The organism is Gillisella taibaishanensis, from assembly GCF_001938985.1.
Lineage (GTDB): Bacteria > Pseudomonadota > Alphaproteobacteria > Rhizobiales > Rhizobiaceae > Allorhizobium > Allorhizobium taibaishanense.
The window spans coordinates 345,895-368,438 of sequence record NZ_MKIN01000024.1 but is presented as its reverse complement, the minus strand read 5'-3'; the positions used below and the strand labels follow the sequence as shown (position 1 = coordinate 368,438).

Here is a 22,544-nt window from a genome sequence, read left to right as displayed (position 1 = left end):
CACACGGATCAGTATGGGCGGATCAAGGTCTGGTATCCCTGGGACCGGCGCGCCAAGAAGGATGGTAGCGATACCTGCTGGGTGCGGGTGGCGCAGAACTGGGCGGGTGGCCAATGGGGTGGCCAGATCATCCCGCGTATCGGCATGGAGGTCATGGTGGCCTTTATCGATGGCGATCCGGATCGGCCGCTGGTGACGGGGGTCGTGCCCAATCCGAAGAATGCAGTTCCGTATAGCCTACCTGACAACAAGACCCGCATGGTGCTGCGCTCCAACACCCACAAGGGCAGCGGCTTCAACGAGATGACCTTCGAGGATGAGAACGGCAAGGAGAACATGTTCTTCCATGCCCAGAAGGATCAGACGACGCGGGTACTGAACGACCGCACCCAACGTGTCGACCGGCATGAAGTGGCCTCAATCGGTGGCAACCGCGCGGTGGAAGTCGCTGGCAACCAGAAGCACGAAATCGGCGGCTCAGTGCATGTGACTGTGGGTGGAATTGGTGCTGGTGCTCAATGGCAGGTGAAGCGCTATTCGGAAATGGCGAAAGTTACCGCAACAATGCTCGACGAAGCCGGAAGAGATTCTGGCCGGTCTTCCGAAATCAAGCCATTTACTGACGCTATAAGCGGCCTCGCTTTAGGATATTTTGATAGCCAGAGCCTGAATGCCAGAGACTATCTTATTTCGAGTGCCTCGCCGCGGGCGGACGCTGGAGATATGATGCGGGCATCCGGCTCGTTGGTAGGCGATGTGATGAGCAACTTGTTCCCACAAACGGGTGTAATGAACACCGTTGTTGGAAGCTTCCGCTCGGAAACTGTCGGTATGGCTAGCGTTGAGCAGGTAGGGGTCACCAAAGTCGTAAATGTTGGTAAGACCCTTCAAAGCAATATTGGAAAAAAGTCAGTCAGCGTCGTCGGTGATGAACAAGAAACCCATGTCGGGAAACGAAAATCTATCAACGTAGGCAACGAGTTCACCATCGAGGTTGGTACGCGGTTCTCCATCAAGGTTGGAAGCTCTTCGCTAACAATGGAGAAAGATGGAACTATTTCGATCACCGCAGGCAAAACGACTATTGTTAAGGGTGGCGGGGCACAATTTACCATTGGTCCAGGGCCAATTCTCTATACCCCAGTTATCGTTCAGGGGCAGTCACCGGGGCCCGGCGCACCGAGTGTGCCCCGAAAAACACGCAAGCCCTTTGCCGAAGAGTGCCGATATGCTTCCGCCAAGGCGAGCACCTCACAATGATGGATCACAGCAATCATGCTTTAATCCAAGATCCTGCAGTTAAGCTAGCCACCATCAAGGAGTATTTGTGGTTTAACGCGGACTCTGACGTTGGCGTATGGGCATTGCTGGATGGTCAATGGGCGCCAAACCTCGCTCACGAACTTATTAACAGCAAGTTAGAGTTCTGCAGCCTGTTTGAAGGCCCTATCGAGAATGAACGCATTATCAATAGTCCGTATCTTGTTCGACTAGAGCAGGACAACCGGCTGACCGACTGGCTCCTGAGCGAGGGCTGGTCGAAAGGTTGGGGCGTATATTTTCAGGTTTCGGGTGAAGCGTTAAGTCGCGAATACCCTTCCACAAATGCTGACCACATTGCCCGCAAACGTGCGGCCGGGGAATTCTTCGGTTCGGATGGTTTGGAAGATCTTGAGGACGCCACGATATTGCGGCTGCGGCGGCATTTCCGCAAATTCACGCGTGTCCGCCTTTTTCCCAGCGATCGGATTGTCGTGTTTCGCTTCTACGATCCTGCGACACTACGTACTTATTTGATGAATGCAGACTATTATGAGCTAAGACAATTCGCCGGTCCCATTCGCCTGTTTATTTTCGAGGACTACTCCGAAGTCGAGAGTCTCAACGCGCCTGACAACATGCTGATGTTCTCGGTGTCGTGTGACGAAGATGGTACGAGGGCTAAAATTCGCGCAGGCATTCTTGATATTCGCCTACGAGAAGTAAGGGAGCTTGCATCCTCACCAAACTATATCGCGCCGGCCGGGAGTTCCTATCAGCAGGAGGTTCAGCAGTTACGCGATGAAACTGATAGGGGGGTGCCTTACCCGCGCATTGGCGCTCATCATGTTGAGGCGTTTCAAAAGGTGGAGGATGCGAAGTTTAGAGAGCAAGTTGCGACCGGACTTATTGAATGCGTAGGAGACGAAAGGAACATTAATCTGGAGGAGGCACGAACAATCAGCAGGCTGGAAATCGAGCGCGGGAAACAACACGGCTTAACGACAAAAACGGACTTGATCAATTTCGTAATTTGCTCTGCAAGACATAGTCAATTCCCTCAGAAGTATCCGATCGCGAATGAGGCTCTTTCATCGGCAGAAGGCGGGGACAAATTCAGTCAAGAAAGGCTCGCCAGATTGCTTCATCGATGGGCGACTCAAGAACAACGGGAAGTTCTCGAATGACTGACAACAGTGTCTCTAACTCGTTGGCTAAGTTACAAGCTCAGGCAGGTGGGCAGCAGAACACGGACGAAGTCTGTCAGAACTGCAGTTGTAAAGTGGAGGTAGGTGCTTTCAACGTAGTAACACCAAGAGATCCGACAGGTTATACAGATCTTAAGGCACCATTTGGGCATTTGTTTATCCGCTATACGCTAGCCGATGGCACGGTCCGCTTCTACCGTGGCGGTCCGACCTCGGGTAACAAGCTCTCAGGTGCGCCTGGGATAACGGAATATAATCATCAGAATTCTCAGCCTTCTGGGAAATTTAGGCCATCTGACCAGACTACTTTGGATGACGGATGGTGGAGCAAAATGAGTGTGTTTGGCGCGATCATAACGCACACGGGGAATTGGAGGGGAAGTTACGAGCAGAGGACATTTGAAGGCTCTCCGCAAGGCATTATCACGATTGCGGAAGGTCCAGAACATTGTGGTTACCATGATAAATTCATTGCGATTATGAGAGATATTTCAGCTGCGCGAATTGAGTATGAAATACAAGGGCCGAACAGTAATTCGGTCGCGTACACAATATTGAAACACACTGGCCTTCCAACGCGGAAACCTTCAACATCTATAAATCCTGGTTGGGGAACGGACCTACTGATTGCCAGGTAAAAATAAGCCAGGAGGGCTGTGATGAATTCAGACGAACAAAAGATGTTGTTGATCGGTTTTCCGCAAAACGGGAGAGTGCTCACATTTGACGACTGGAATAGACGGGACGAGGCAGGTGCTACAGCGTACTATGCGGAAATTTTAATCGGTAAAAGGCGGGAGGAAATTAGGCGCATTGTTGACCACGAAGTTCGTCTTGAGGCGGAAGGCGCCCATGACGCGTGCAACATATATTATAGTGATGTCGAAGATGACCCAACGAAAGCAGTAATATCCTATCGCTTCGGACTTAAGGATCCTAAACAGGACACGGTTATGGCCGCAATGATGTGGGAGGTTTACCTTACATTTAACGAACAAGGCGTTGTCTCTAAAGTTGTGGCTGAGGCGAGCATATTGGCACCCTAAGCAACGCTGTTACCTAAACAAACGCTTACGAGGTCCAACCTGTGAGAGCTCTCAAGATAGCGATTACATTTAGTCTAATTGCATTTCTTTGTATCCTTCTAGGATATAAGACGGCTATGTGGGCTGCCATTAATGGTCTATATGACTGCAGCAATGACATTGCGTGCCCAGTTATTGTGACGTTCATAAGTGGACCGCTAACTAGCATTGGCTACGCAGCGTTAATAGGCTGCATCTTTCTCGCGTGGCGGTCTTTTTACCGAGGCAAAAAAAGTCGTTGAGGTTCCTTCACAAAGCTGAAAAGCAAACAGTACTCGGGTTCACTCTGCCACTAAAATTGGCCTGCTCAACAGTCACGTTCGATAACGCTGTGGGCTTTGCGCAGACCTATTTGCGTTGCCGATGATGATCAGATTTCCTCCTTCATGGCATTAAACGATGACTGGACCGAGACTCAACTCCACTCCGAAGGGCCGATTTCACGATGAGGCAATGTATGCCATCCAACGGCTAGATATTGATAAGCACAAACAGGATGCTTGGATGGTCAACATGTCGCGCGGGGGTAGGTCAATCCATATGACGTTTAGCGACACCACCTATGGCGGTAAGGAGCAAGCCCTCGAAGTGGCTCAGGCCTACCGCGATGCGGTTTTGCGGGTCGTGCCCCCATTGACTAACAAGGACATGCGCATGTTGGTGCGCAAGAACAGGTCCGAAGGCAGCGATGTGACCGGGGTATATTATCAAGCTCCGGACGAACGACGTAAGTCCGGCATCTGGATTGCTCGCATCGAACTTCCTGTCGAACGGAAGAAGCCAGTCAGCGGGAAAAAGCGCCAGCGCAAGGCCGTGACCCGTACATTCAGTGTCAGTAAATACGGCCACCACGAGGCGCGCCGCATGGCAGAAGAAGAGCGCATCCGAATGGTGTTGGCCGTTGAGAACGGCGAAGATCCAGCGCTGCGCAGCCCACAAGCCCTGACCTTGCACGACAAGCTCACCAGAGCAGAGAGCAATACCTAGCCAGCTTGAGTTTGGTTAGATCCGTGACCGCTAGCGTGAGCATTTAGACGGAGTGCTGATTGCTTGTAACCGGTGGCGGGGCATCCGCAGCGTGATCAGCCATCACAATCGATCCGCCTCTTTATGATTGTGCTCCGTGACATCTGTCTGCTTCTCCGCAAGCACGTGAAGAGGAATTGGAAGTCGGTATAGTCTGCATGCGACCAGCACCAGGTTTTCATGGCTAAATCGAACTGCTGACAAGGTGCCGAAATCTTTCGAGTTCTTTATTTCCCGATTTACCTGCTCAAGGAGCTTTTCCTCGCCGATGGATGCCTTGATCTCGGTAATTGCGGCACCGTGAGTTTTGGTGTTCCTGTACAGGTGATCCTCGGAAATGTCGTCAGGCAACCAGAACTGCCATGTACAATGCGCGAGATGCTTTTCCTGAAACTCGGCCAGTTCCTTGAATGCGTCTCCTCTTTGAAGGAGAGCAAGCCAGAGGGCCAATGTGGCGTATAGGTCGCTTCCGGAAGTAGCTTCCCTCCTATAAGCGTCCGAGCGTTGCGGATGCAGGGCGAGCTGGCTGTATTCCCTAAGGATGCACGGATACGACCCTCCGGTGAGGTAAGCGAATGCCGAGGCATGGAAGATGCTCTCGATCCACCCTGCCAGAAACTGCAGATCCCCGCATCGTGCCAGGAACATTGCTGCAAGAGTTATCTCAATCGCGTGATCATCCCGTAGCGGGCATTCAAGAACACGATTGTTCCCGATTATGTCTCGGATTATGCGATGAGCGCGTTCGACCCCAGCCTTGACCGCCGCGACGACCTCTGCCTCCTCGTTAGGGTCGAGATTTTCCCGGGCATGAAGGATCCAAAGGCCATGCAACGCAACGCGTCCCAGGACATCGAACACACGAAGATTCACATCGACGGGCGCCCTCGATCGAAAAGCCAGAGCGAGACCGTTTTCGATCTGCGAATACGCGTCGACGTGGAACCCGATATACTGTTCTGAGATCATCTGATGGAGCTGCACGCATCTCATCATCATCGACCCGATTTCCCTGCCCTTGACGGTGTCGGCAATGTGCCGTCTACCAAGATCCCACATCCACAACGCTGCGAGCTCGCTCGTTTGATAGGCAGCCTCCAGGTTTTGCGCATCGCGTGCCCAGACGAACACATTCCATGCGGCGAGATGGATTTGGCGTGCTTTGCGCATGAAACCGCCGTGATCTTTTGGCAATATCTCAGTCAGTTGCCATAGCAACTGACTGAAGTGCGCGACGCAGACTGCGGGCTCGTCTACGAACGCCAGCGCTTTGCGAAACGAGGCCTGCATCTGTTTGGGAAACATCTTTTCCCGCAACAGGCCCGAGACCATCATCTCAGCGATCTTGTCGCCATTCCACTCGGCGAATTCGATCTTTCCCGGGACAATGTTCTTGTCCATGTACTTCTGGATCCGGAGGCGCACCTCCTCCTGTATGTCGCCACCGAAACAAAGCGCGATCACAACCGGAAGCTTTTTGTATTGCGCGGCAATGTGCGTTGGGATGTAAACTTCGAGGATTTGTTCCAACGACACCCTGAGAGCCTGGCTGCCGTCCTCCCAGTGGCTTCTGCTAAGATTGCCAGCTTTGATAGAAAGGAGATAGACCGCCTTTTCTCCGGTAACCGGGTGCGGCCCGATAGCGGCCACATCAACGCCGTACTGGGTCGTCCCTCGCTTTGGTCTCGATATCACATTAAAGCCAAGCTCACTGAGAACATCCGGCAAAATGACGTCCAACTCTTCCCGTTCATTGAGCGAAGCGAGATAATGTTTCAGCATGAGCTTCATGACACCAGCTCCTCTAATCGGAACGAGCGCACCATGCGATCAAACACCACTGGCTGGAGCACGCCCATGCGGGCAATTGGGGTAGAAACCTCGAAGCTTGCCAATGGCGTGACCTGCCTAATGGGTTCGCCACCTGATGGGTCTTCCATATAGAAAATCGAGGACCGTCCGTGCAGGATTGTGCTTTTGTGGAAAAGGTTGCCGAAGATCGAGCCCTCTTCCGCAGACCTGTTGATCTTGGTTCGCTGCTCGAACTCTATCTCTGCCTGAACCCGGCGCTCGCTGGTCGAAGGCTGGAGCGCGGGGTTGGACGGAAGAGCTGCATACTTGGCTTCTCGAGCTTCATGCGCCTTTCGGACACGTCCGACCGATTTCTTCAAACTCCGAACTTTGGATTTCGCCCCTAACTTTTGGTAAAGCTCGATGTCGCCGGGATAGTTCATCAGCCAGAAAGAGACGATCCCGATTTCGAGTTCCTTCTGAGGTCTGCCATTGAGCGATTGTAAGCAGGCGCATAAGAGTGATGCGGCGGGTCCGTGAGCGACCAGCAAGAAGCCAAAAATCTTCCTGGCAAGAAAGAATATGCCCTCCTCTGTCAGGTTGAAGGGTTTGAGGTCGACATCATAGATGGTCCTGTCCAATGGCTCGAAGAGGTCATGGACTTGGTCACGGATCGCGATCCCTCCGTGAAGTAGCCACTCAATGGCGAACCAGCCAAGGTTTTCGTCGCCCGACTCCTGGATTCTGTAGAGGGTGCTTTGGAAGTTCTTCAGGTCAACATCAGCGCTTGCGTTGCCAACAATTGCAGAGATTGTATCCGCGACCATCTGGCGGTCCTTCAGGATGTCTACCTCCGACAATGCTGCATCCACTAGGCCAAGAACCTGCGTGCTCTTCGAAGTGACATCTTTCATCAGTTCAAAAGTGCGCTGCCGCAGCGGGTCCGGATATGAATATCTGTTCTGAACGAAGCAGGTAATCAACTGATCACGGTCATCTGGAGCTGGATCGCTGGCCAGGGCTTCCAACGATGCAACCAGACTTGGCGATTGGTCGCCGTCAGCGAGGCAACGAGCCGCCCCAAAGATAGCAGCATGTCGAACTTCAGAGTTTTCATCAGCAAGCCTAGCGACGAGCGCGTCGACCGCCTGCTCTCGAATATCGTCCGCGGCTCCCGCATACCCACCGAGGGCGATGACAGCGGCTCTGACCGCAGTCGGGGCTTTGTCCACACTGAATCCGAGTGCAGCGCCAAGTGCGGCCGATGGGTCCTTTTGGCGCCATTTATCAAGCAGCAATGCAAGGAATGGACTGTCGCTTTTCGACCGGAGGGCTTCCATTGTCGCCAGGCACCGTGCCACGTCACCCTCGAGCCAGCGCCCGATTGCCTGCTCATAGCCGTAGGAGCTGTGCTCCGTCGACTTCGAAATCAACGAATGCGTGAAGGGGATCAAACGTGATGCCATTTCGGCAGTTGCGCCGATGAATCCCCTCAACATAAAAGTTAGGCGTACGGCGTGGCTCCGATCGAGAGTGGACCAGTCCAGAGCCTCGGCCAACGAAATGATGTCGACGGCACCAGCGTCGTGACTTTCCGCAGCGAGGACACCCGCCGCCTCCGCTGCTTCGAGGCTCACCCCAGCAACCATGGCGACGAGGCCGCCATCTGCAAGTGCGACAGCGAAGGTCTCTCTGGAAGGTAGATCGGACGCCATCATCTCTCCCGAAACGCGAATCCTCGAATTTCCAAAAAAGGTAATAAGTTTCGCGGACGTTCGCACGGAAAAATACAACTTCCACCTGAAAAGGCGGCTACGGGCCCCTGAAGTCACAGCCTTTCCAATTTTGTAGGCGTTCGCCAAGCCCGACACTTATTTCATGATCCGGTCCAATTGGCACTGTCGTCGTTAGGATCAACCTTTCCTAGAACTGCTAGCCGGTAAAGAATTCTTTCCGACAGAAACGGCCGCGCTGTCACTAAATGCATAGCCCCGACCAACGCGATTACTGTCGAGTGTTGCGCATTCCCAAAAAATCCCTCGGATTTAATAGAAAGGAGACTTTTAGACTAACCGAGAATTCGCGTCGGCGCAGCGCCGACTTCATGCATACGCGCAGAATGACAGGCGAATGACGGCCTTGTGCCCAATTCCCTCTTCGAGAATTCCGGTATTATGTAGCAAATGCCACAAGCCCTCGGCAAAGAGCGCAGTCATACTTTGGCCCAAACCGAGCGTTTGGCACCACGAAATATCACCCAAATTACTAGCAGCGACCAGCCGAGCGAGTCTAACCTCCGCGGCTGATTAAGATGTTTTGGGTTTTCGGGGTAGTAGGCCTGCTTTGACCTGAGTTGCAGAGGCGGTAATTTTAGGCTTGTCCCTCAGGGCTTCCGCCGCAAGCTTTTCTCTGGCATAGGCTTCATTGAGCTCAGCGACTTTGGCCTTGTGGAATCGGTAAAGAAGCTCACCTTTTGGCATTCCGGCGAAGTTGTTATGATTGCCGATGGCAAGGACAATGACTCGATCTTCGTATTGCATCACCCATAGAAGCTCGTTCGACCCTTGGGAACCGAGGTGCAAATGCATCATACCGTAACGGTTCAGCACTTCGTCTGGAGTGGTATCAATGTCGCGACGATACGCCCAGTGAGGTAAGGGCTGACCTGTGGCGATTGCATCTAAAACATCAAGGACATATTCCTCGAGCTTAGGCTTGCCTTTGTAATATGAAGCAGCATTAAAAAGGGGAGACTTGATAATTTTCAATGGCTTCCCCTTAATTAGGGGAAGCTTCAGTACTTCATCATCCATTTCCAAAAAGTGCCTTTCGGCGATCTTCCCTGGTCATGTTTGTGAGGTCGACACCCCCATTCTTCAAGGCGTCCTTTGCTTCATTCGCAGCGCGAAGAAGCAAATTGACGTGAGTGTCTCTTTCGTCCTGTACTTCTTTAAGGGCTAGCTGAGCCATTTCATCACCTTTGCATGAGAGATTGTATATAACCCATTTCGACGTATTTGCAAAGTGGTGTAACAGTTGATTGATTTCGTAGATGTCTAAAGTTATTCGGAATTTTGCAGCAAGTACCAAAAGTTGTGTGCATATATCAGTTCTCGTTTTAGGTGCCCTCTTGACGTCCTGTTAATGTCCCATTAACTCTCTCTCGCCACGGATCGATCGACATCTCCCGATCCGCCTGGTACGAGCACCACATGTTCAAGTCGATACGCATAGCCCGCTGACCTGTGTCTCTGCCCTTAGGGTGGATGTGAAAGCGTGTGTTTGTATCGAGAGTAGAACATGACATCAAATCCCGCCCGCTGATCCTGCCCAACGCCTACGACCCTTTCTGGGACGGAGACCGGAGGTTGGAAATACGACCGGTGCTCGTGGCCTAATCCCAAGGACGAATACGGCCAGCACTTCCTGTTGACCCGCAAGGCGCGCGACATTGATCCGTCCGACCTGTGGTCGCTGACGGAGTCCGATGCCTACGGCGTATTCTGCCGGTTTCGCTGGTCGAGCAACGGCTGCGAGCCGTTCTGCCCAAAATGCGGGGACCTTTCACCTTATGGCATCCGACGCCGGCGGTTCAGATGCTCGCACGGTGCATGCATGAAGGAGTTCTCGGTGACTTCGGGAACTGTGTTCCATTCCCGCAAGCTCTCCTTCAAGAAGCTGATCATGGCGCTCTGGGAGGAGATCACCGCCGTGAAGGGCATGGCGGCGCTCCACCTGACCCGCAAACTGAAAGTCGAGTACAAGACAGCGTGGGTGCTGCTGGCAAAAATCAGGGAGGCCATCGGGTTCCGCCGCACCCGCATCGAACTACAGGGGTCGGTCCAGATCGACGGGAAGTATGTTGGCGGACACATCAAGCCCGAGAACAAGAAAGAAGACCGCATCGACCGCCGCCTCAAGGAAAACCAGAACGGCAAGCGGATGTGCGTCCTGGCGTTGCGTGAGACCAATCCTGACGGCCCGAACCGGACCTTCACCCGCGTCATCAAAGACGAGAACGGAAAGGACACCTGGCACGCGGTGCGCGAGCGCATCGCAAAGGGTTCGACGCTGACGGCCGACGAGCATCATTCTTATGATGATCTCGTCGGACTGGTAGACCTTCGGCGCGTCAACCACAGCCAGCGTTATCAGGAAGAGGACGGCACCAACACCAACTCTGTGGAGGGCTTCTTCGCCCGCATCGAGCGGGCTTATGTCGGGATCAATCACCGCTTCTCGGTGAAGTACCTGGATTGGTACATGGCCATGATCGCCTGGAAGGAGGACACACGCTACATGGGGCTTCGGTGGCAGATGGCGGACGTGCTGCGGACGGTGACGCACCGCCGGACATCGAAGAACCTTTGCGGCTACTGGCAGGGCGCGGCGACGCGCATCGATGATCAGGTCTGGACACCGGGAGAGCCACCAGAGCGCCCTGGCTACCTTCTTTAGCGCCTATCGATTGATCTCCCAAAGCCGGCGGCTGCCGACCTCGCCAGACTGGTCGAAGCGAACCAGGTCCTGCTTGTAGAGACCGTCGAGGATGGCGACGAAACGACTGGTGAGGTGGCTGTTCAGCCCTTCGACCATATCGCCTAGCTCCTCCTTGGCCACGAACCGCTGCGCCACGTCGGCCGCCGCGACGGGACCTTCGGATTTCCTCAGGATGTCGAGCGCGATATGTCGTGGGTTTCGATTTCTCAGGAGGGCGGTAACTCGCTTGGTGGGGGTTGTTCGGTCCGCCGTAGTCTTCCGTTTCGGGTCGGTCGCGCCCGACACGCGAAAATCCGGATCGTAGCATGCGATGACGGTCTCGAATGCATGCCTCTGCGCTTCAAGAACGGCTGCCTCGGCGCGGATCGCTTCCAGCCGACCCGTCAGTTCCCCCCAACTTGCCCTTCAACTCATCCACCACGTCTGCCATTCCGACCCTCCGGTTTCACAACCAGAAGGTAGTTCTCATGGCACCCGGAATCTTGTGGCATTTGCTACATAATTCCGGAGAATTCCTACTGATCGATTAGCGGACGGGAGGCCGGAAATAGCCCCCTTTCCATCGACAGGGACTTCCGCCTTCCCAACATCCACCATCTGCGAGGCGCACGACATCTCGCCGTCGGCATGACCGGCAAGCTTCGAACAGAATAGTTAGAATCCGATCGAATCCATTTCCGGGACAGAAGGACCTGCCTGCTAGACAGCAATGACAACAGAGGTTGGTGATGGCTGAGACGGCAGACAATATGACGAGCGAGGACCCGGGGGCGCTGATGAAGCGAATCCTGGCGAACCGCAAATCCATTGCCAAAGCCCAGTTCGACATGATCGCCAGCATCGGCCGGATGCGCTCAACGATGAGTGACGACGATCTGCGCAGTTTCCTGGTTGTCGAATGCGGCATCCCACGCAGCGATCTGCCGTCGATCTTCGCCTTCGATGCGACCCTCGGATCCTTCGAGGCACTCCTGCGCAAGCGTTGCATACCATTTCACGTAGTGAAGGCGCTGATCACAACCGATGCCGATACCCGGCAAGCTGCGCTGGACGCTCTTGCAGACGGAACCGAGGTCGATATTCCAACCGTTGCCAGGCTCCGTCGTCTGACGATCCGCAACAGGATCGGAGCGAGCGCCTATGCCGAACGGGGCCGCCAGCGCGCGATGACGGCCGCGGCCTCAAAACAGTCGCACCTCCGCGTCCAGGCGCTCGGCGAAAACGTCGCCACGCTCCTTTCCGAGATTGACGCATTCACGGAGCGCTTTGTCGGGGAGCCGCCCTGCGATCCGAACGAGGATGTCGTTGACCGGTCCGAGGCATGCATCTCCGCAGCCGTGACATTGAGATCCAACGCAAGGATCGTGCTCCGTGAATTCAAGTCAGTGTATGGCGAGGTCGAACTGCCAAGCAAGGGTGTTACCGGCTTCAGGAATGGGTCACATCGGCACAAGCTCGCCGCCGCCCATGAATCCCTGAAACGTTTCGCCGATGGAAAGTTTGCATGGTACGGCAAGTTCAGCGGCTTTGCCTTCGAACATGGGTATCTTTGGCAGACTGAGCTTCAGGACGCGCTCGCCTATCTGCTTCCCTGCGATCCGGAACAGGATCCGGCGTCTGATGAAAATGCCGAAGCTGCCAAGCCCCTGAGGTTTCTGGAAATATGTGCGGGTGCTGGCGGTCAGGCGATAGGCCTGCTCGGAGCGGGCTTCGAACCCGCGCGGCTCTACGACATGGATCTCAATGCCACTCGGACCCTGAAGAAGAACTGGAGCTGGCCCGTCACCCGAAAGCGTCTGGAGAAGGTTTCGGATCGTGACCTGCAACAGTTCCAAGGCATCGATCTGCTTGCCGGAGGCGTAGAGTGCAGACCGTTCTCTCAGGCCGGGAAGCAACTCGGTGCAAGCGACAGCAGGAATCTGTTCGATGAGGCGATCCGATATGTGAAGGTCGTCAGACCCCGTGCTTTCTTCTTCGAGAACGTCGAAGGCTTCACGGACAAGAAGTTCCTCAAATATCGCGCAAGCGTGTTCCGCCGACTGAAGGCACTCGACTACCGCATTGGCCTGCACAAGCTGAATGCCCACGACTTCGGGCTTGCCCAGTCGCGCCCGCGTGTGGTGCTGGTCGGCGTGCACAAGGACGAACCCGGACTGTTCTCTCTGCCTAAGGACGGAATTACCACCACCATGGGAGAAGCCCTCGCTGACGTGATCTTTCCACATCGCGGGCTGGGTGATGTCGACTACGACCAGTGGGCGAAAAAATGGCTCGCGAATTACGGAAGCAAGGTCGCCACCACGGTCACTTCGAGCCTCTACAAGAACAAAGGCAAGATGAAGCGGAGATGGGAGAACGATCTCGGCTTCGCGGTCGACCCGAAGCACGTCGGTGACGGACCTGCCCCGCTCGGAAGCATCGAAGAGCCAACAACCCTTCCCTATCTGACAGTCGATGTTGCCCGGGTGCTACAGGGTTTCCCACGGGCGTGGAGGTTTGAAGGCAAGGCAGACCGTCAGTTCCACCAGATCGGAAACGCGTTCCCGCCGCAAATGTCAAAGGCGGTGGGCCTGGCCATCGCGCGGGCGCTCTCGGGCAGAATGCCAAATTCGATCGACGCACCACCGCTTGTCCCCTTCAGCGAATTCTTGATCGGCGTGAAGAGTGCGACACCTACGGGCTCGACGAGGTTCACGCTGAACGCAATGACGATTGAGGACGTCGAAGAGTTGAGGGACAGCTACGGCACGAAATTCCCGGAACTGCAGAAGCTAAGGGCTCAGGCGAAGAGAAACCGTCGCGCCCGAAAGCGCAACGCGCGCGAATATCAGCAATCCCAGCAAAGCTGCGGGCAAGTCATAGAGACTGCCGAGGCTGAGGAGCCGTCCACTTCCTGAAATGTTTTCCGATTGCCCTCTGGATTTCCCACGGCGCAGGATTCTCCATCCGCCTGACCTGCTTCCCGTCCACGTGAATCAGGCCTACACCGCTTTCTCTCCACGCGAAGCTGACCTCGCGTCCGGCGACATCCTCGACGGTCAGCGTCTCCACTTTACCATCGGTCGAGAAGGCAATCTCGGGACCATTCGGTCCGCATAGATCGCTGAACTCGTCGTAGGCCATCGCCACTTCCTGCGAGACCTCCTTGCCGTTCTCATGCAATGGAACAAGAACGACGTCCTTCAAGTAGACGCCGATCGCGGCGACAAAAGAGGCCATGTCGTCTCCCTCGAGGTATTGCTCCTGCTCAAACTGCCTCGGAATGTACCCGAACCATCCATCATCCCCGAAATTCACCTCGGTATTGATTTCCGCGGTCACCTGGACATCCTCCCACTCCGCCCGCTCCTTGCGTGTTTCGGCTTTACCCGGGACGTAGAGTTCGACTGGTAGCCTCCAGCCGTTAGGATCGCGCGTCCTGAACACCAGGGTCAGTCCACCATCTCCGCGCTCTCCACGCATAACGAGATTTCTCTCCTTCAGGATATGCCCGTAGCGCTCCTTCGCCTCGATCATGATCTGCGTGAAATATTCCATGGATTCGACCTCCCTGCTGTTGCGGGAAGAATCCGTTGCACGCACGCAAGGGACAAATCGGGTTGAAAGGATTCGCCCCTCGAAGTCCTCTCAATTGTTGACACAAGAACTTAAGAAGAACATTTAACAACATGATATATCTCTATATTTTTCTGTAGACGTCACGTCTACAATTTGCCTTACTGCTTATGCCCGATGAGGCGCCGGAGGTACCGATGATAAAGATATCGATATCCATGAAGGGTCAGGTCTGACGCTGACGCCACAGGTGCGCCCCGGCGCCGCGTGAGGGGAGCTTGATGCTTCCGAACGGGCGACCTCCGAAGAATTTCACTATTTCTAACGATGCAGCCTTAGGTCGGCGGACAAGTTTCCGAGCGTTATTTAGGAACGACATTGTAGCTAGTGACTACGACGGAGTTTCACGATGTATCCAGCAAATGAAGTCATCCCCCTGCGCCTGCTGGGCTCTGCAGTGGTCTTCGTCATAGCCTGATCTCCCGCCGACATTTCCGTTTGATTTCGCCCTGGCATTGCCTGCCGGGAACGCCCACCCGTGCTCTGAAGAAAGATTCGCCAATGCCGCCGCCAACGTGGACCAGATCCGCACGCGATCCGCCCTGAACTGACCTGCGCCGCGCGCGGCGTCTCTCCGAAGTTCAAGAAATGCCGCACTCCGGGCAACTCCAGAGATCGACGGCGCACGTCCGCACTTCATTAAGAAGGATACCCACATGAGCACTGCATCCGACATCTCCATTCAGGTCCTGCCGACGGCTTTCACGACGGCCGAAATCGAAATCCATCGCGATTTTGCACGCAAGTGCGTTCGTGCAAAGCGCTTCGAGGACCTTTCCTCGCGTTACATGGCAATGAAAGCGGAGTGCCATCGCCGCGGGCTGCGTGCATGCGATTTTCAGGCGTTTCGCAACGCGATCCGCCTCACCCGCCTCGCAACCGCACGTCGCTGGAACGTGCCCAAGTGCTATGCTCCCGCCTATGAATATTATTATGGCCTTCCTGCCGAAGCCGCGCTTATCACGGAGCACGACGGTCTTCTGAATCTCTGGCGCCGTCGCTGACCGGAGCCGGAGAAACAGAATGAACACCAAAACGATCTCGCTACGCGCCAGGAATCAGAACGTTGTTGACAAGAGCTTGCTCCAACCGGTTCCAGCGGAGTTGGAGGAGACCGCCTTCGATCTTCCCCGCCTTCTCAAAATGACGGGAGTCTGGGAGGCGCTCCCGAAGAGACAGCGCCGTCACCATCGTGCGCGGCAAACCCCTTCCGCTCGGAGCTGATCGATCGCCCGAAACTCGCGCCGCAACGGTCGAAAACGCGGATCGACCGACGCTATCTGCGATCCGCTCCACGATGAGGAAATCACATGTTCCATGAAGAAATGACAGCCTACTTCACGACTCTGGCCGACTTCCATCCTGCCGTGCTCCGTTGGTCAGCCGATATTCTACAGGACCATCCGATGCTCGCGACGACCTTCGCGGCTACGTTGAATGTCATCATTCAGCAGACCCAGTTGCTCGGAATCGACGATGAAACCGCACACGAGCTTCTCATTTGCCTGATCGAACATGAAGCAGGGCCGGCCCTGCGCCGGCTGGGGATCAGCTTGCCCATCCCTTCGCGCGACCTGTTCTCAACCCTGGCGCACTCGTTTCGTGAAGATGACGAAATCGCAAAAATCATGCTTCGAGAGCCGTTGATGGCGGAGAAAGGTCCCCTCGGCATCATGCGCAGGTCGCTGTGGGCCGAAGGTTTGAGGGAGCCAGAGGTGTCGCAGAGGCTCGCCGAACTCCAAGCGATTGAGCCACAAATATACTAAGCCCGCGGCTCGAAACCGCTGCCCGGTCAGCGTCACCATTCCAAACGGGGTCCATACAGTATTTCGAAAGCGATGCCGAATGCGCGCTTTCCGGAAAGTCGCACACACAAGGCGTGGCCATCGCCTCTCCGACGGTCGTCGACGGGAGATTTTCACACCATGACTCCGCGCGGGCCGCCCCGGCCTTAGCACCCCCTCCACCAGACAACCCTGGCCCGGCCGCACAGCGCGGTCTGCATCAAACACCTGCGTTCAACGGAGCCTTCAATGACCCGCCTCAGACAACTCATCCGCTTCATGAAGGAGCTGGAGTCCGGCCACGACCGGACCCAAACCCCGCTTCCTTCCGAGACCGTCTTCCTCAAGCCGGACAATCCTCTTATCTCGGGACGGATTCGGCCCTTCCCGATCAACGTCCACGATGAGGACGAGAGCTATGCCGACCGAGGAGCCGACGCCCAGCCGATGGTACCCGGCCAGAACGAAGGGCCATTCCCGCGGCACCATTACAAATCCGAAGACACGCTCGGCAATCAGCTACGCCAGTACATACGAGATGAACCTCGCCTACATGCTCTGTGCCTCCAGGCATGTCGCCAAGGTCGAGGATCAGCCCGAAGCCATCATCGTCCCCCGCGACGACGGTGACAAACAACACACCGTCGACTTCCGGGCGACGATGGCGGGCAATGGCTACCGGATCGTCGTCGGTGTGCGACCGTCCTGGCAGCTAGACAAGGACGACCTCCGTCACACGATCGAACGGATCAACTCCGGCTCGCTCGCGGGCTTCGCCGACGAGGCGATCATCCTGACCGAACGCGAGATCACCAACGACCGCGGGTGGAACGCAAAGAGCATCCTTCGTGCGCTCAAGGGATCGGTCGCCAACGACAATGCCCGCCTGGCGGACCACGCCTCGAAATTCGACGGAACCGTGTCGCTGATGACGCTGACCAGCATCTTCGATGACTCCGCAGCCGCCTGGAACGCCGTCTGGTGCCTGATCCACGACGAAATCCTGCTGCCCAGCCGTCCCGACCTCAAGCTCGTGGATGCCCCCTTTGCCACCTTCAACCACAACGCAGCCTGAAAGGAAAAAGCATGAAAACGAACATTCCCGCCCTCCTCTCGCTACAGCATGGCGCCGTGCTGCCGGTGTTCAACCGCCTTCCCGTCAAGGCCCGCGTCCGTGATCGCGGCATCGACTATTGTGTCCTGTACTGCGACCGCAGCGGTGCCGCGCTCCAGCGCATGGATGAAACCCAGGCGGCAGTAACCTTCAGCCAGGCCGACATCACGGAGGCACTCAACCGTCCGGGCAACCCGATGACGATCGAGAAGGACTTCTACGCCGAAACGAAGGCGCGCGCCCGGTTGAAAGGTGCAGACAAACTCAGCGCTATGAACCCGAGCGATCAGGAAACGGTCCTCAAAAGAGAATACTTCGTTCGCTCCTTCTACGAGATGCGGGCCGACTACAGGAAAAAGTGCAGGCTTGCGCGCATGGATGGGATGCCGCTTCCCCCTCGCGTCAGCAAATCGCGCGACTCCCTTTTACGGGTGATCCCGCTCATTTCTCTGAAATGGCGTGCCCACCAGTTGGCGAGCTCGCCGAAGGCAACTTACCGGACAAAGGAGAAAACCGTCACCCTCGTCGAACCGACCCCGTCCACGTTGAAGACCTGGATGCAGAAGATGGAGGAGAACGAATTCGACCCTGTCTTCCTCCGAAACCAGTATCGCGACGAGCGCCAGGAGTATTTCAAAGCGGACGAGCTCGTTCACCTCAATGCTGCGATCGCCGCCGCCTGCTCGCGTACCGATCCCGACCTCGCAAGAATCCATGACGACATGGTTACCGCCATGGAGGCCGAAAACAACACGCGCGGTGCCGGCGACCAACTCAGGATTCCATGCGAGAGCACGCTGCGCAATCGGTATACAGATCTCCCCGAGATGAAGCGCGACCTTGCACACAACGGCAAGGAAGCCGCCAAGCGCAAATGGCAACCCGAGCACGGCGGCATCGACGTCGTCCGGGCGGGCGAGCGCGTGGAAGTCGATGATCACGAAACCGACCTCCACACAGTACTGGCGATGATCGGTGTCTGGAAAACGATGTCGAAGACCGAGCGCGCCAAGGTCAAGCGGATCCGATTGTGGATCTCGGCGGGGATCGATGTGGCCAGCAGAGGCCTGACAGCGCTCTACGTCAGTGCTCGTTCGCCGTCTAACAAATCGGCAATGACAGTCCTGGAAATGTCGACCCGCGACAAGACCGATATCGCGCGCCGTCTCGGATGCTCAACCGCATGGATTCAGGGTGGCACTATCGAGACTATCGCGGTCGATAGTGCAACGTACTTTGCCAACCGCTCTTTTCGGATCGCGGTGAACGACATGGGCACTGACTTGTTCCTGCCGCCCGCCGGGGAAGCACCCTGGCGAGGCTTCATTGAGCGCTGGTTCCGAACCCTTTCTCACCAGATGTTCAACTATTTCAACGGACGCACGTGGGGTTCGTCTGTCGAAAAGGGCGACTACGACTCCGAAGCCGAGGCAGACATGATTGCTGATCAGGTTGCCGAGTGCCTGCTTCGGTGGGCCATTGACGGGTACCACAACGCGCCGCATTCCGAACTGAACGGGTCCACGCCGCAGAACCGTTGGCTGGAACTCAGCCGAGACTACGGCGTGATGCCCGGCCCGACCGGATCGCTGCGTACGCATCTTTTTGGAACGCACATCAAGCGTACTATTTCGAAAAAGGGCATTCGGAGCGCTGGCTTGCAGTTCCAGAGCAAGGAACTTCAGAAGATTCGCCGAAGGGTCGGCAAAACCCCGGTGATTGCACGCATCAACAATCACAACCTGGGTAGCCTCTCCGTATGGACCGAAGACGGCTGGATCGAAGTGCCTTGCGTCCATCAGGATCTGGAGGGTGTCAGCATTTGGCAGTGGCTGGCGGCAACTGAGAAGCTCCGCTTGTTTAATGCCGAAAATGCCAAAGTATCCCGCGGCACCCTCCAGGCGACCTTCCTCTGGCTCAAAAACCAGGCGGAAATGGCTCGTCTTGAATCCGGCCTGCTCAGCCCCGTGTTAGCCGACGAGGATTACCAGCGCTTCGAGAAGAGCATGGACCGCACATTCGACGTCGTCGAGAGACCGTTCGAAGGTGAATTCCGCCCCAAGGGCGAATGGCACCCTTCCAACGAGCTGTTCGCGGCTCTCGGCATTCACCCCGTTGTCTACGCCGCAAAGAAAAAGTCGGCAAAGACGGCTCGGGAAGAAGCCGACACAGGCGGACGTCCACAGCTCGGCACCATGCCCAAGCAGCACGAGCAGGAGCAGGAGGCACATGCGCACGAGCCTAAAGGGCCAGTAGACGACGGCACGACGGTCGTTCGCCGCATCACCACCAACATCTTTGAAAACTAGGGAGATCCTCATGGAAATGGTTGACAAGAACCTCGACGCAAAGCGCAGTCAGGCAGCCATCGATCACGTCCGTGGGCTGATCGGAGACAACCGTGCAGCCATCGCAGACCGGATCGCGGAACTGTACGAACACTACGTGATCCTCGATCGCGACGTGCCCTTGCGAGCTGCTTTGATGTCGTCGGTTGCAAGCGTTCTCACCCCTATCACCGGGAGGCCTGACAAGCGGAGGATCGTGGCCGTCACCGGGCGTTCCGGCGCAGGAAAGACCACGGCGCTGATGAAGCATATCGGGAGCATTTCTGCGATGCAGTCCTACGTGGACGACGACGGCGTTATGATCCACCCCGTCATCCTTGTCGATGCTCCGTCACCGTGTACGCCTCGCCTGCTGGCTATTTCATGCCTCGAAGCGCTCGGTCATGCGCCTCCGGAAGGCATCAAGGAGAATCAGGCCTGGTTGCTGTTTCGCCGGCTGTTGAAAGTTCACAAGGTCATGTGGGTGTTCATCGATGAGGCCCAGAACGCTATCGAGACTGCCTCTCTCCGTGAGGCAACCGTTATCGGCGACGCATTCAAGTCGCTGACCCAGATGCCGGATTGGCCTGTGAGACTGATCCTTGCAGGCGTGGCACCCCTGGCAAGCTTCCTCGCGCGAAAGCAGCTGTACAATCGCCGCACCGTCGTTCCCTTCGACACCCTCGACGCAGACGGTATGACGGACCTTGTGAAAAGCATTCTGGAGACGATTGTGCAGGAACACGCTCGCATGGAAATCCGGATCAAGCTTGATGACACTGTTGAAGAGGTCGAAACGACCAAAACGCGGCACAGGGAAAAGGGCACGTTCCTCAAGCGATTGATGCACGCCTGTGATGCCGAATTCGGGTCCGTGGTCCAGATGATCCGGGCGGCCGTCGAGTTAGCCATCTACGCAGATCGTGACCATGTCACGGTCGATGACTTTGCGAAGACCTACGCCTCCTTCTCGGGTTGCAGGCCTAGCAAGAACATCTTCACCGCCGGCAATTGGGAGGAACTCGACCCCGCAACCGCCCTGCTCCGCGACGACGATCGGGTCTGGGAAGCCGAAAGGCTGAGGTCCAAGGGAAAGAATGCAACCAGGTACGGAGTTCGCCCCCAATGAGCAGGCTTGCCGAATTGCTTCCCTTCCACGCTGGTTATGAAACCGTCGCCAGCTATTTCTCGCGACTTGCGGCGGCATGTGGCTACGAAAACGCTCGCGCCTTCGCCTTCCACCTTCAACTTCAGTTCCAGGGCATCGTTGCCGGACGGGAGAAGGATTTGGAGACCTTCGCCGCAGTTCTGGATATGCCGAGATCGTCGCTCTCTGCGGGAGCTATTATCGGAGACAAGTACATCTATCAAATCTCAGGTCAGGTGCTCAGCCGGCATGAGATGCAAAGGCTTCGGTTTCGTTTTTGCCCTTTTTGCGTGAGCGAAGACGAACACCGCTGCGGTGGTCGGCGAGGTTTTCGTGCATACGGACGCCTGCATTGGCACGTTTCCGCTATCCGCACCTGCAAGCGGCACGGCGTTCGCCTCGTCTCGAGTGCCGAACTCGCGAGATCGCCGTTCCAGTACGACTTTGCGGCCAACCTTGCTGCGGAATCTTGCAGGATTCCCAGGTTCATGGAGTCTGCAGAAGCTGCGGAACCGGACAATCTTCAGACATATGTCGAGAAGAGGTTGAAAGGCGTCAGGGCCGGTGCCGATTGGCTTGACTCCCTGCCGCTGCATGTCGCTATCCGCCTTTGCGAAATTGTGGGCGCATCTCTGTTGCACGGAAACCTGTTCCGCTCATCGGGATTCGGCGACCGGGAATGGTCAGCGAGCAGCGGTGCAGGATACGATCTTCTTAAAGAAGGGGAACCTGCATTCCGCCAATACCTGCAGGCTCAGGTGGATGATTTTCACCGAGGGAAAGGTTCCGGCGGCGAGCGATCCATGTTCGGTCGTCTTTATCTAACCCTTGCCCATCAGACGACCGAAACTGCATTTGACCCGATCCGAGACATCATGCGTGATGTGGCTATTCACAACCTTCCGCTCGGCCCTGGGGATGAATTCTTGGGACTGATCACTTCCAGAAAGTTCCACACGATCCACTCCGCCTCAAAAACCTACGGCATTCCGTTCGAGCGCCTCAAGAAACTCGTGCTGGACGCAGGATTATTCCCCGTCAGAAATCTCATCGAAGCCCAAGCCGTCGACCGCATTGTCACGGAAATGGCTGCAACATTTAATCAGAAAGAGGTTATTACTAAACTTGGGGTCACGCGCAAATTAGGCCGGCAGCTCATCAACGGCGGCCTTTTTAAGCCATCCTTCAAAGTGAAACAGCAACCCGGCGCCAGGATCATTCCTCGATATCCGGCCGAGCAAGTTACCACTTTACTCGCGAACCTTCGAGCCGTCGCCAACTGCACGGACATGAGCGAGCTCCACGATTTACATACTTCGATCAAGCGTTGCGGATGCACGTTCATCGAGGCAATTAATTTGATCCGCTCTGAAAAACTCTCAAAAGTTGGCTGGGACGAAAGTGAAATCGGACTTGCAGCCCTTCGAGTCGATCCAATCGAAATGCGGCTTCTGATGATGCGTCAAAATCGATCATTTCGGATCGGCAGAGCAAGCGCTCAGTGGTGAGACCTCAGCCGCACGGCAGTCCCAATCGGCAATTGTTACTGTAGACATCGAGACAATTTACGCGAATTCAAGCCGGGTTTCATCCCGGCTTTTCTTTCGGCTCATGCCATTGGCCAATTTTGACATCCTGGTTGGCCAAAAGTACTTGTGCTTTGAGGTTCGTTGGCTCAAGTATCAAA

At 55.8% G+C, this 22,544-nt stretch carries 18 protein-coding genes; 13 read left to right on the top strand and 5 right to left on the bottom strand.

Annotated features, from left to right (window positions below; all coding sequences use genetic code 11):
* The 5 genes from BJF91_RS20670 to BJF91_RS20655 all read left to right on the top strand — a co-directional run.
* Window positions 1-1,260, top strand: a 1,260-nt coding sequence (locus tag BJF91_RS20670; protein WP_139310796.1) for a type VI secretion system Vgr family protein, incomplete at its 5' end; no start/stop codon positions are given.
* Window positions 1,257-2,447, top strand: a complete 1,191-nt coding sequence (locus tag BJF91_RS20665) for a DUF4123 domain-containing protein (protein ID WP_075616410.1) — start codon at window positions 1,257-1,259, stop codon at window positions 2,445-2,447. The genes BJF91_RS20670 and BJF91_RS20665, both read left to right, overlap by 4 nt.
* Window positions 2,444-3,106 carry a hypothetical protein gene (locus BJF91_RS24870; RefSeq protein WP_139310795.1) on the top strand — a complete coding sequence of 221 codons (663 nt, stop codon included), beginning with the start codon at window positions 2,444-2,446 and terminating at the stop codon, window positions 3,104-3,106. The genes BJF91_RS20665 and BJF91_RS24870 overlap by 4 nt, the downstream gene beginning before the upstream one ends.
* 21 nt (window positions 3,107-3,127) lie before the next feature.
* A complete protein-coding gene (locus BJF91_RS20660; RefSeq protein ID WP_075616409.1) occupies window positions 3,128-3,514 on the top strand; it encodes a hypothetical protein in 387 nt (128 codons plus the stop codon).
* A gap of 492 nt (window positions 3,515-4,006) precedes the next feature.
* The gene (locus tag BJF91_RS20655) at window positions 4,007-4,540 is read left to right on the top strand and encodes an AP2/ERF family transcription factor (RefSeq protein ID WP_075616408.1); all 534 of its coding nucleotides are present in this window, start codon (window positions 4,007-4,009) and stop codon (window positions 4,538-4,540) included.
* Window positions 4,541-4,642: 102 nt separating this feature from the next.
* Here the strand turns inward: BJF91_RS20655 and BJF91_RS20650 are convergent, their stop codons facing one another.
* The 3 genes from BJF91_RS20650 to BJF91_RS20640 form a co-directional block, all read right to left on the bottom strand.
* A complete protein-coding gene (locus BJF91_RS20650) occupies window positions 4,643-6,370 on the bottom strand; it encodes a hypothetical protein (protein ID WP_075616407.1) in 1,728 nt (575 codons plus the stop codon).
* The gene (locus BJF91_RS20645) at window positions 6,367-8,088 is read right to left on the bottom strand and encodes a HEAT repeat domain-containing protein (RefSeq protein WP_075616406.1); all 1,722 of its coding nucleotides are present in this window, start codon (window positions 8,086-8,088) and stop codon (window positions 6,367-6,369) included. Before BJF91_RS20645 ends, BJF91_RS20650 begins: the two co-directional genes overlap by 4 nt.
* 588 nt (window positions 8,089-8,676) lie before the next feature.
* A complete protein-coding gene (locus BJF91_RS20640; protein WP_075616405.1) occupies window positions 8,677-9,183 on the bottom strand; it encodes a hypothetical protein in 507 nt (168 codons plus the stop codon).
* Window positions 9,184-9,799: 616 nt separating this feature from the next.
* Between BJF91_RS20640 and BJF91_RS20635 the strand changes: the two genes are divergently transcribed.
* Complete coding sequence (locus BJF91_RS20635) at window positions 9,800-10,828, top strand: IS1595 family transposase (RefSeq protein ID WP_083943408.1); 1,029 nt, start codon at window positions 9,800-9,802, stop codon at window positions 10,826-10,828.
* A gap of 3 nt (window positions 10,829-10,831) precedes the next feature.
* On the opposite strand, the gene BJF91_RS25085 is transcribed toward BJF91_RS20635, so the two are convergent.
* Window positions 10,832-11,005 carry a hypothetical protein gene (locus tag BJF91_RS25085; protein WP_162843898.1) on the bottom strand — a complete coding sequence of 58 codons (174 nt, stop codon included), beginning with the start codon at window positions 11,003-11,005 and terminating at the stop codon, window positions 10,832-10,834.
* A gap of 593 nt (window positions 11,006-11,598) precedes the next feature.
* On the opposite strand from BJF91_RS25085, the gene BJF91_RS20630 reads away from it, so the two are divergent.
* Window positions 11,599-13,767, top strand: a complete 2,169-nt coding sequence (locus tag BJF91_RS20630) for a DNA cytosine methyltransferase (protein ID WP_075616403.1) — start codon at window positions 11,599-11,601, stop codon at window positions 13,765-13,767.
* Here BJF91_RS20630 and BJF91_RS20625 read toward each other — a convergent pair.
* Entirely contained in the window at window positions 13,727-14,407 is a 681-nt protein-coding gene (locus BJF91_RS20625; RefSeq protein WP_075616402.1) for a hypothetical protein, read from the bottom strand. The genes BJF91_RS20630 and BJF91_RS20625 overlap by 41 nt on opposite strands.
* Before the next feature lie 734 nt (window positions 14,408-15,141).
* On the opposite strand from BJF91_RS20625, the gene BJF91_RS20620 reads away from it, so the two are divergent.
* The 6 genes from BJF91_RS20620 (at window position 15,142) to BJF91_RS20590 (ending at window position 22,365) form a co-directional block, all read left to right on the top strand.
* Window positions 15,142-15,489 carry a hypothetical protein gene (locus BJF91_RS20620; RefSeq protein ID WP_075616401.1) on the top strand — a complete coding sequence of 116 codons (348 nt, stop codon included), beginning with the start codon at window positions 15,142-15,144 and terminating at the stop codon, window positions 15,487-15,489.
* 306 nt (window positions 15,490-15,795) lie between these two features.
* Entirely contained in the window at window positions 15,796-16,251 is a 456-nt protein-coding gene (locus BJF91_RS20610) for a hypothetical protein (RefSeq protein ID WP_075616399.1), read from the top strand.
* Window positions 16,252-16,687: 436 nt separating this feature from the next.
* Window positions 16,688-17,344, top strand: a complete 657-nt coding sequence (locus BJF91_RS20605) for a hypothetical protein (protein ID WP_075616398.1) — start codon at window positions 16,688-16,690, stop codon at window positions 17,342-17,344.
* Window positions 17,345-17,355: 11 nt separating this feature from the next.
* Window positions 17,356-19,692 carry a Mu transposase C-terminal domain-containing protein gene (locus BJF91_RS20600; RefSeq protein ID WP_075616397.1) on the top strand — a complete coding sequence of 779 codons (2,337 nt, stop codon included), beginning with the start codon at window positions 17,356-17,358 and terminating at the stop codon, window positions 19,690-19,692.
* Between the two features lie 10 nt (window positions 19,693-19,702).
* Window positions 19,703-20,839, top strand: coding sequence for an ATP-binding protein (locus BJF91_RS20595; RefSeq protein WP_075616396.1), 1,137 nt, complete (start codon window positions 19,703-19,705; stop codon window positions 20,837-20,839).
* Window positions 20,836-22,365, top strand: coding sequence for a TniQ family protein (locus BJF91_RS20590; RefSeq protein ID WP_075616395.1), 1,530 nt, complete (start codon window positions 20,836-20,838; stop codon window positions 22,363-22,365). The genes BJF91_RS20595 and BJF91_RS20590 overlap by 4 nt, the downstream gene beginning before the upstream one ends.
* Window positions 22,366-22,544: the final 179 nt, after the last annotated feature.

Bases quoted from the DNA above. Each gene is read 5' to 3' on its own strand.
- BJF91_RS20665 (WP_075616410.1), top strand. From the start codon at position 1,257: ATGATGGATCACAGCAATCATGCTTTAATCCAAGATCCTGCAGTTAAG.
- BJF91_RS24870 (WP_139310795.1), top strand. From the start codon at position 2,444: ATGACTGACAACAGTGTCTCTAACTCGTTGGCTAAGTTACAAGCTCAG.
- BJF91_RS20660 (WP_075616409.1), top strand. From the start codon at position 3,128: ATGAATTCAGACGAACAAAAGATGTTGTTGATCGGTTTTCCGCAAAAC.
- BJF91_RS20655 (WP_075616408.1), top strand. From the start codon at position 4,007: ATGTATGCCATCCAACGGCTAGATATTGATAAGCACAAACAGGATGCT.
- BJF91_RS20650 (WP_075616407.1), bottom strand. From the start codon at position 6,370: ATGAAGCTCATGCTGAAACATTATCTCGCTTCGCTCAATGAACGGGAA.
- BJF91_RS20645 (WP_075616406.1), bottom strand. From the start codon at position 8,088: ATGATGGCGTCCGATCTACCTTCCAGAGAGACCTTCGCTGTCGCACTT.
- BJF91_RS20640 (WP_075616405.1), bottom strand. From the start codon at position 9,183: ATGGATGATGAAGTACTGAAGCTTCCCCTAATTAAGGGGAAGCCATTG.
- BJF91_RS20630 (WP_075616403.1), top strand. From the start codon at position 11,599: ATGGCTGAGACGGCAGACAATATGACGAGCGAGGACCCGGGGGCGCTG.
- BJF91_RS20625 (WP_075616402.1), bottom strand. From the start codon at position 14,407: ATGGAATATTTCACGCAGATCATGATCGAGGCGAAGGAGCGCTACGGG.
- BJF91_RS20620 (WP_075616401.1), top strand. From the start codon at position 15,142: ATGAGCACTGCATCCGACATCTCCATTCAGGTCCTGCCGACGGCTTTC.
- BJF91_RS20610 (WP_075616399.1), top strand. From the start codon at position 15,796: ATGTTCCATGAAGAAATGACAGCCTACTTCACGACTCTGGCCGACTTC.
- BJF91_RS20605 (WP_075616398.1), top strand. From the start codon at position 16,688: ATGCCGACCGAGGAGCCGACGCCCAGCCGATGGTACCCGGCCAGAACG.
- BJF91_RS20600 (WP_075616397.1), top strand. From the start codon at position 17,356: ATGAAAACGAACATTCCCGCCCTCCTCTCGCTACAGCATGGCGCCGTG.
- BJF91_RS20595 (WP_075616396.1), top strand. From the start codon at position 19,703: ATGGAAATGGTTGACAAGAACCTCGACGCAAAGCGCAGTCAGGCAGCC.
- BJF91_RS20590 (WP_075616395.1), top strand. From the start codon at position 20,836: ATGAGCAGGCTTGCCGAATTGCTTCCCTTCCACGCTGGTTATGAAACC.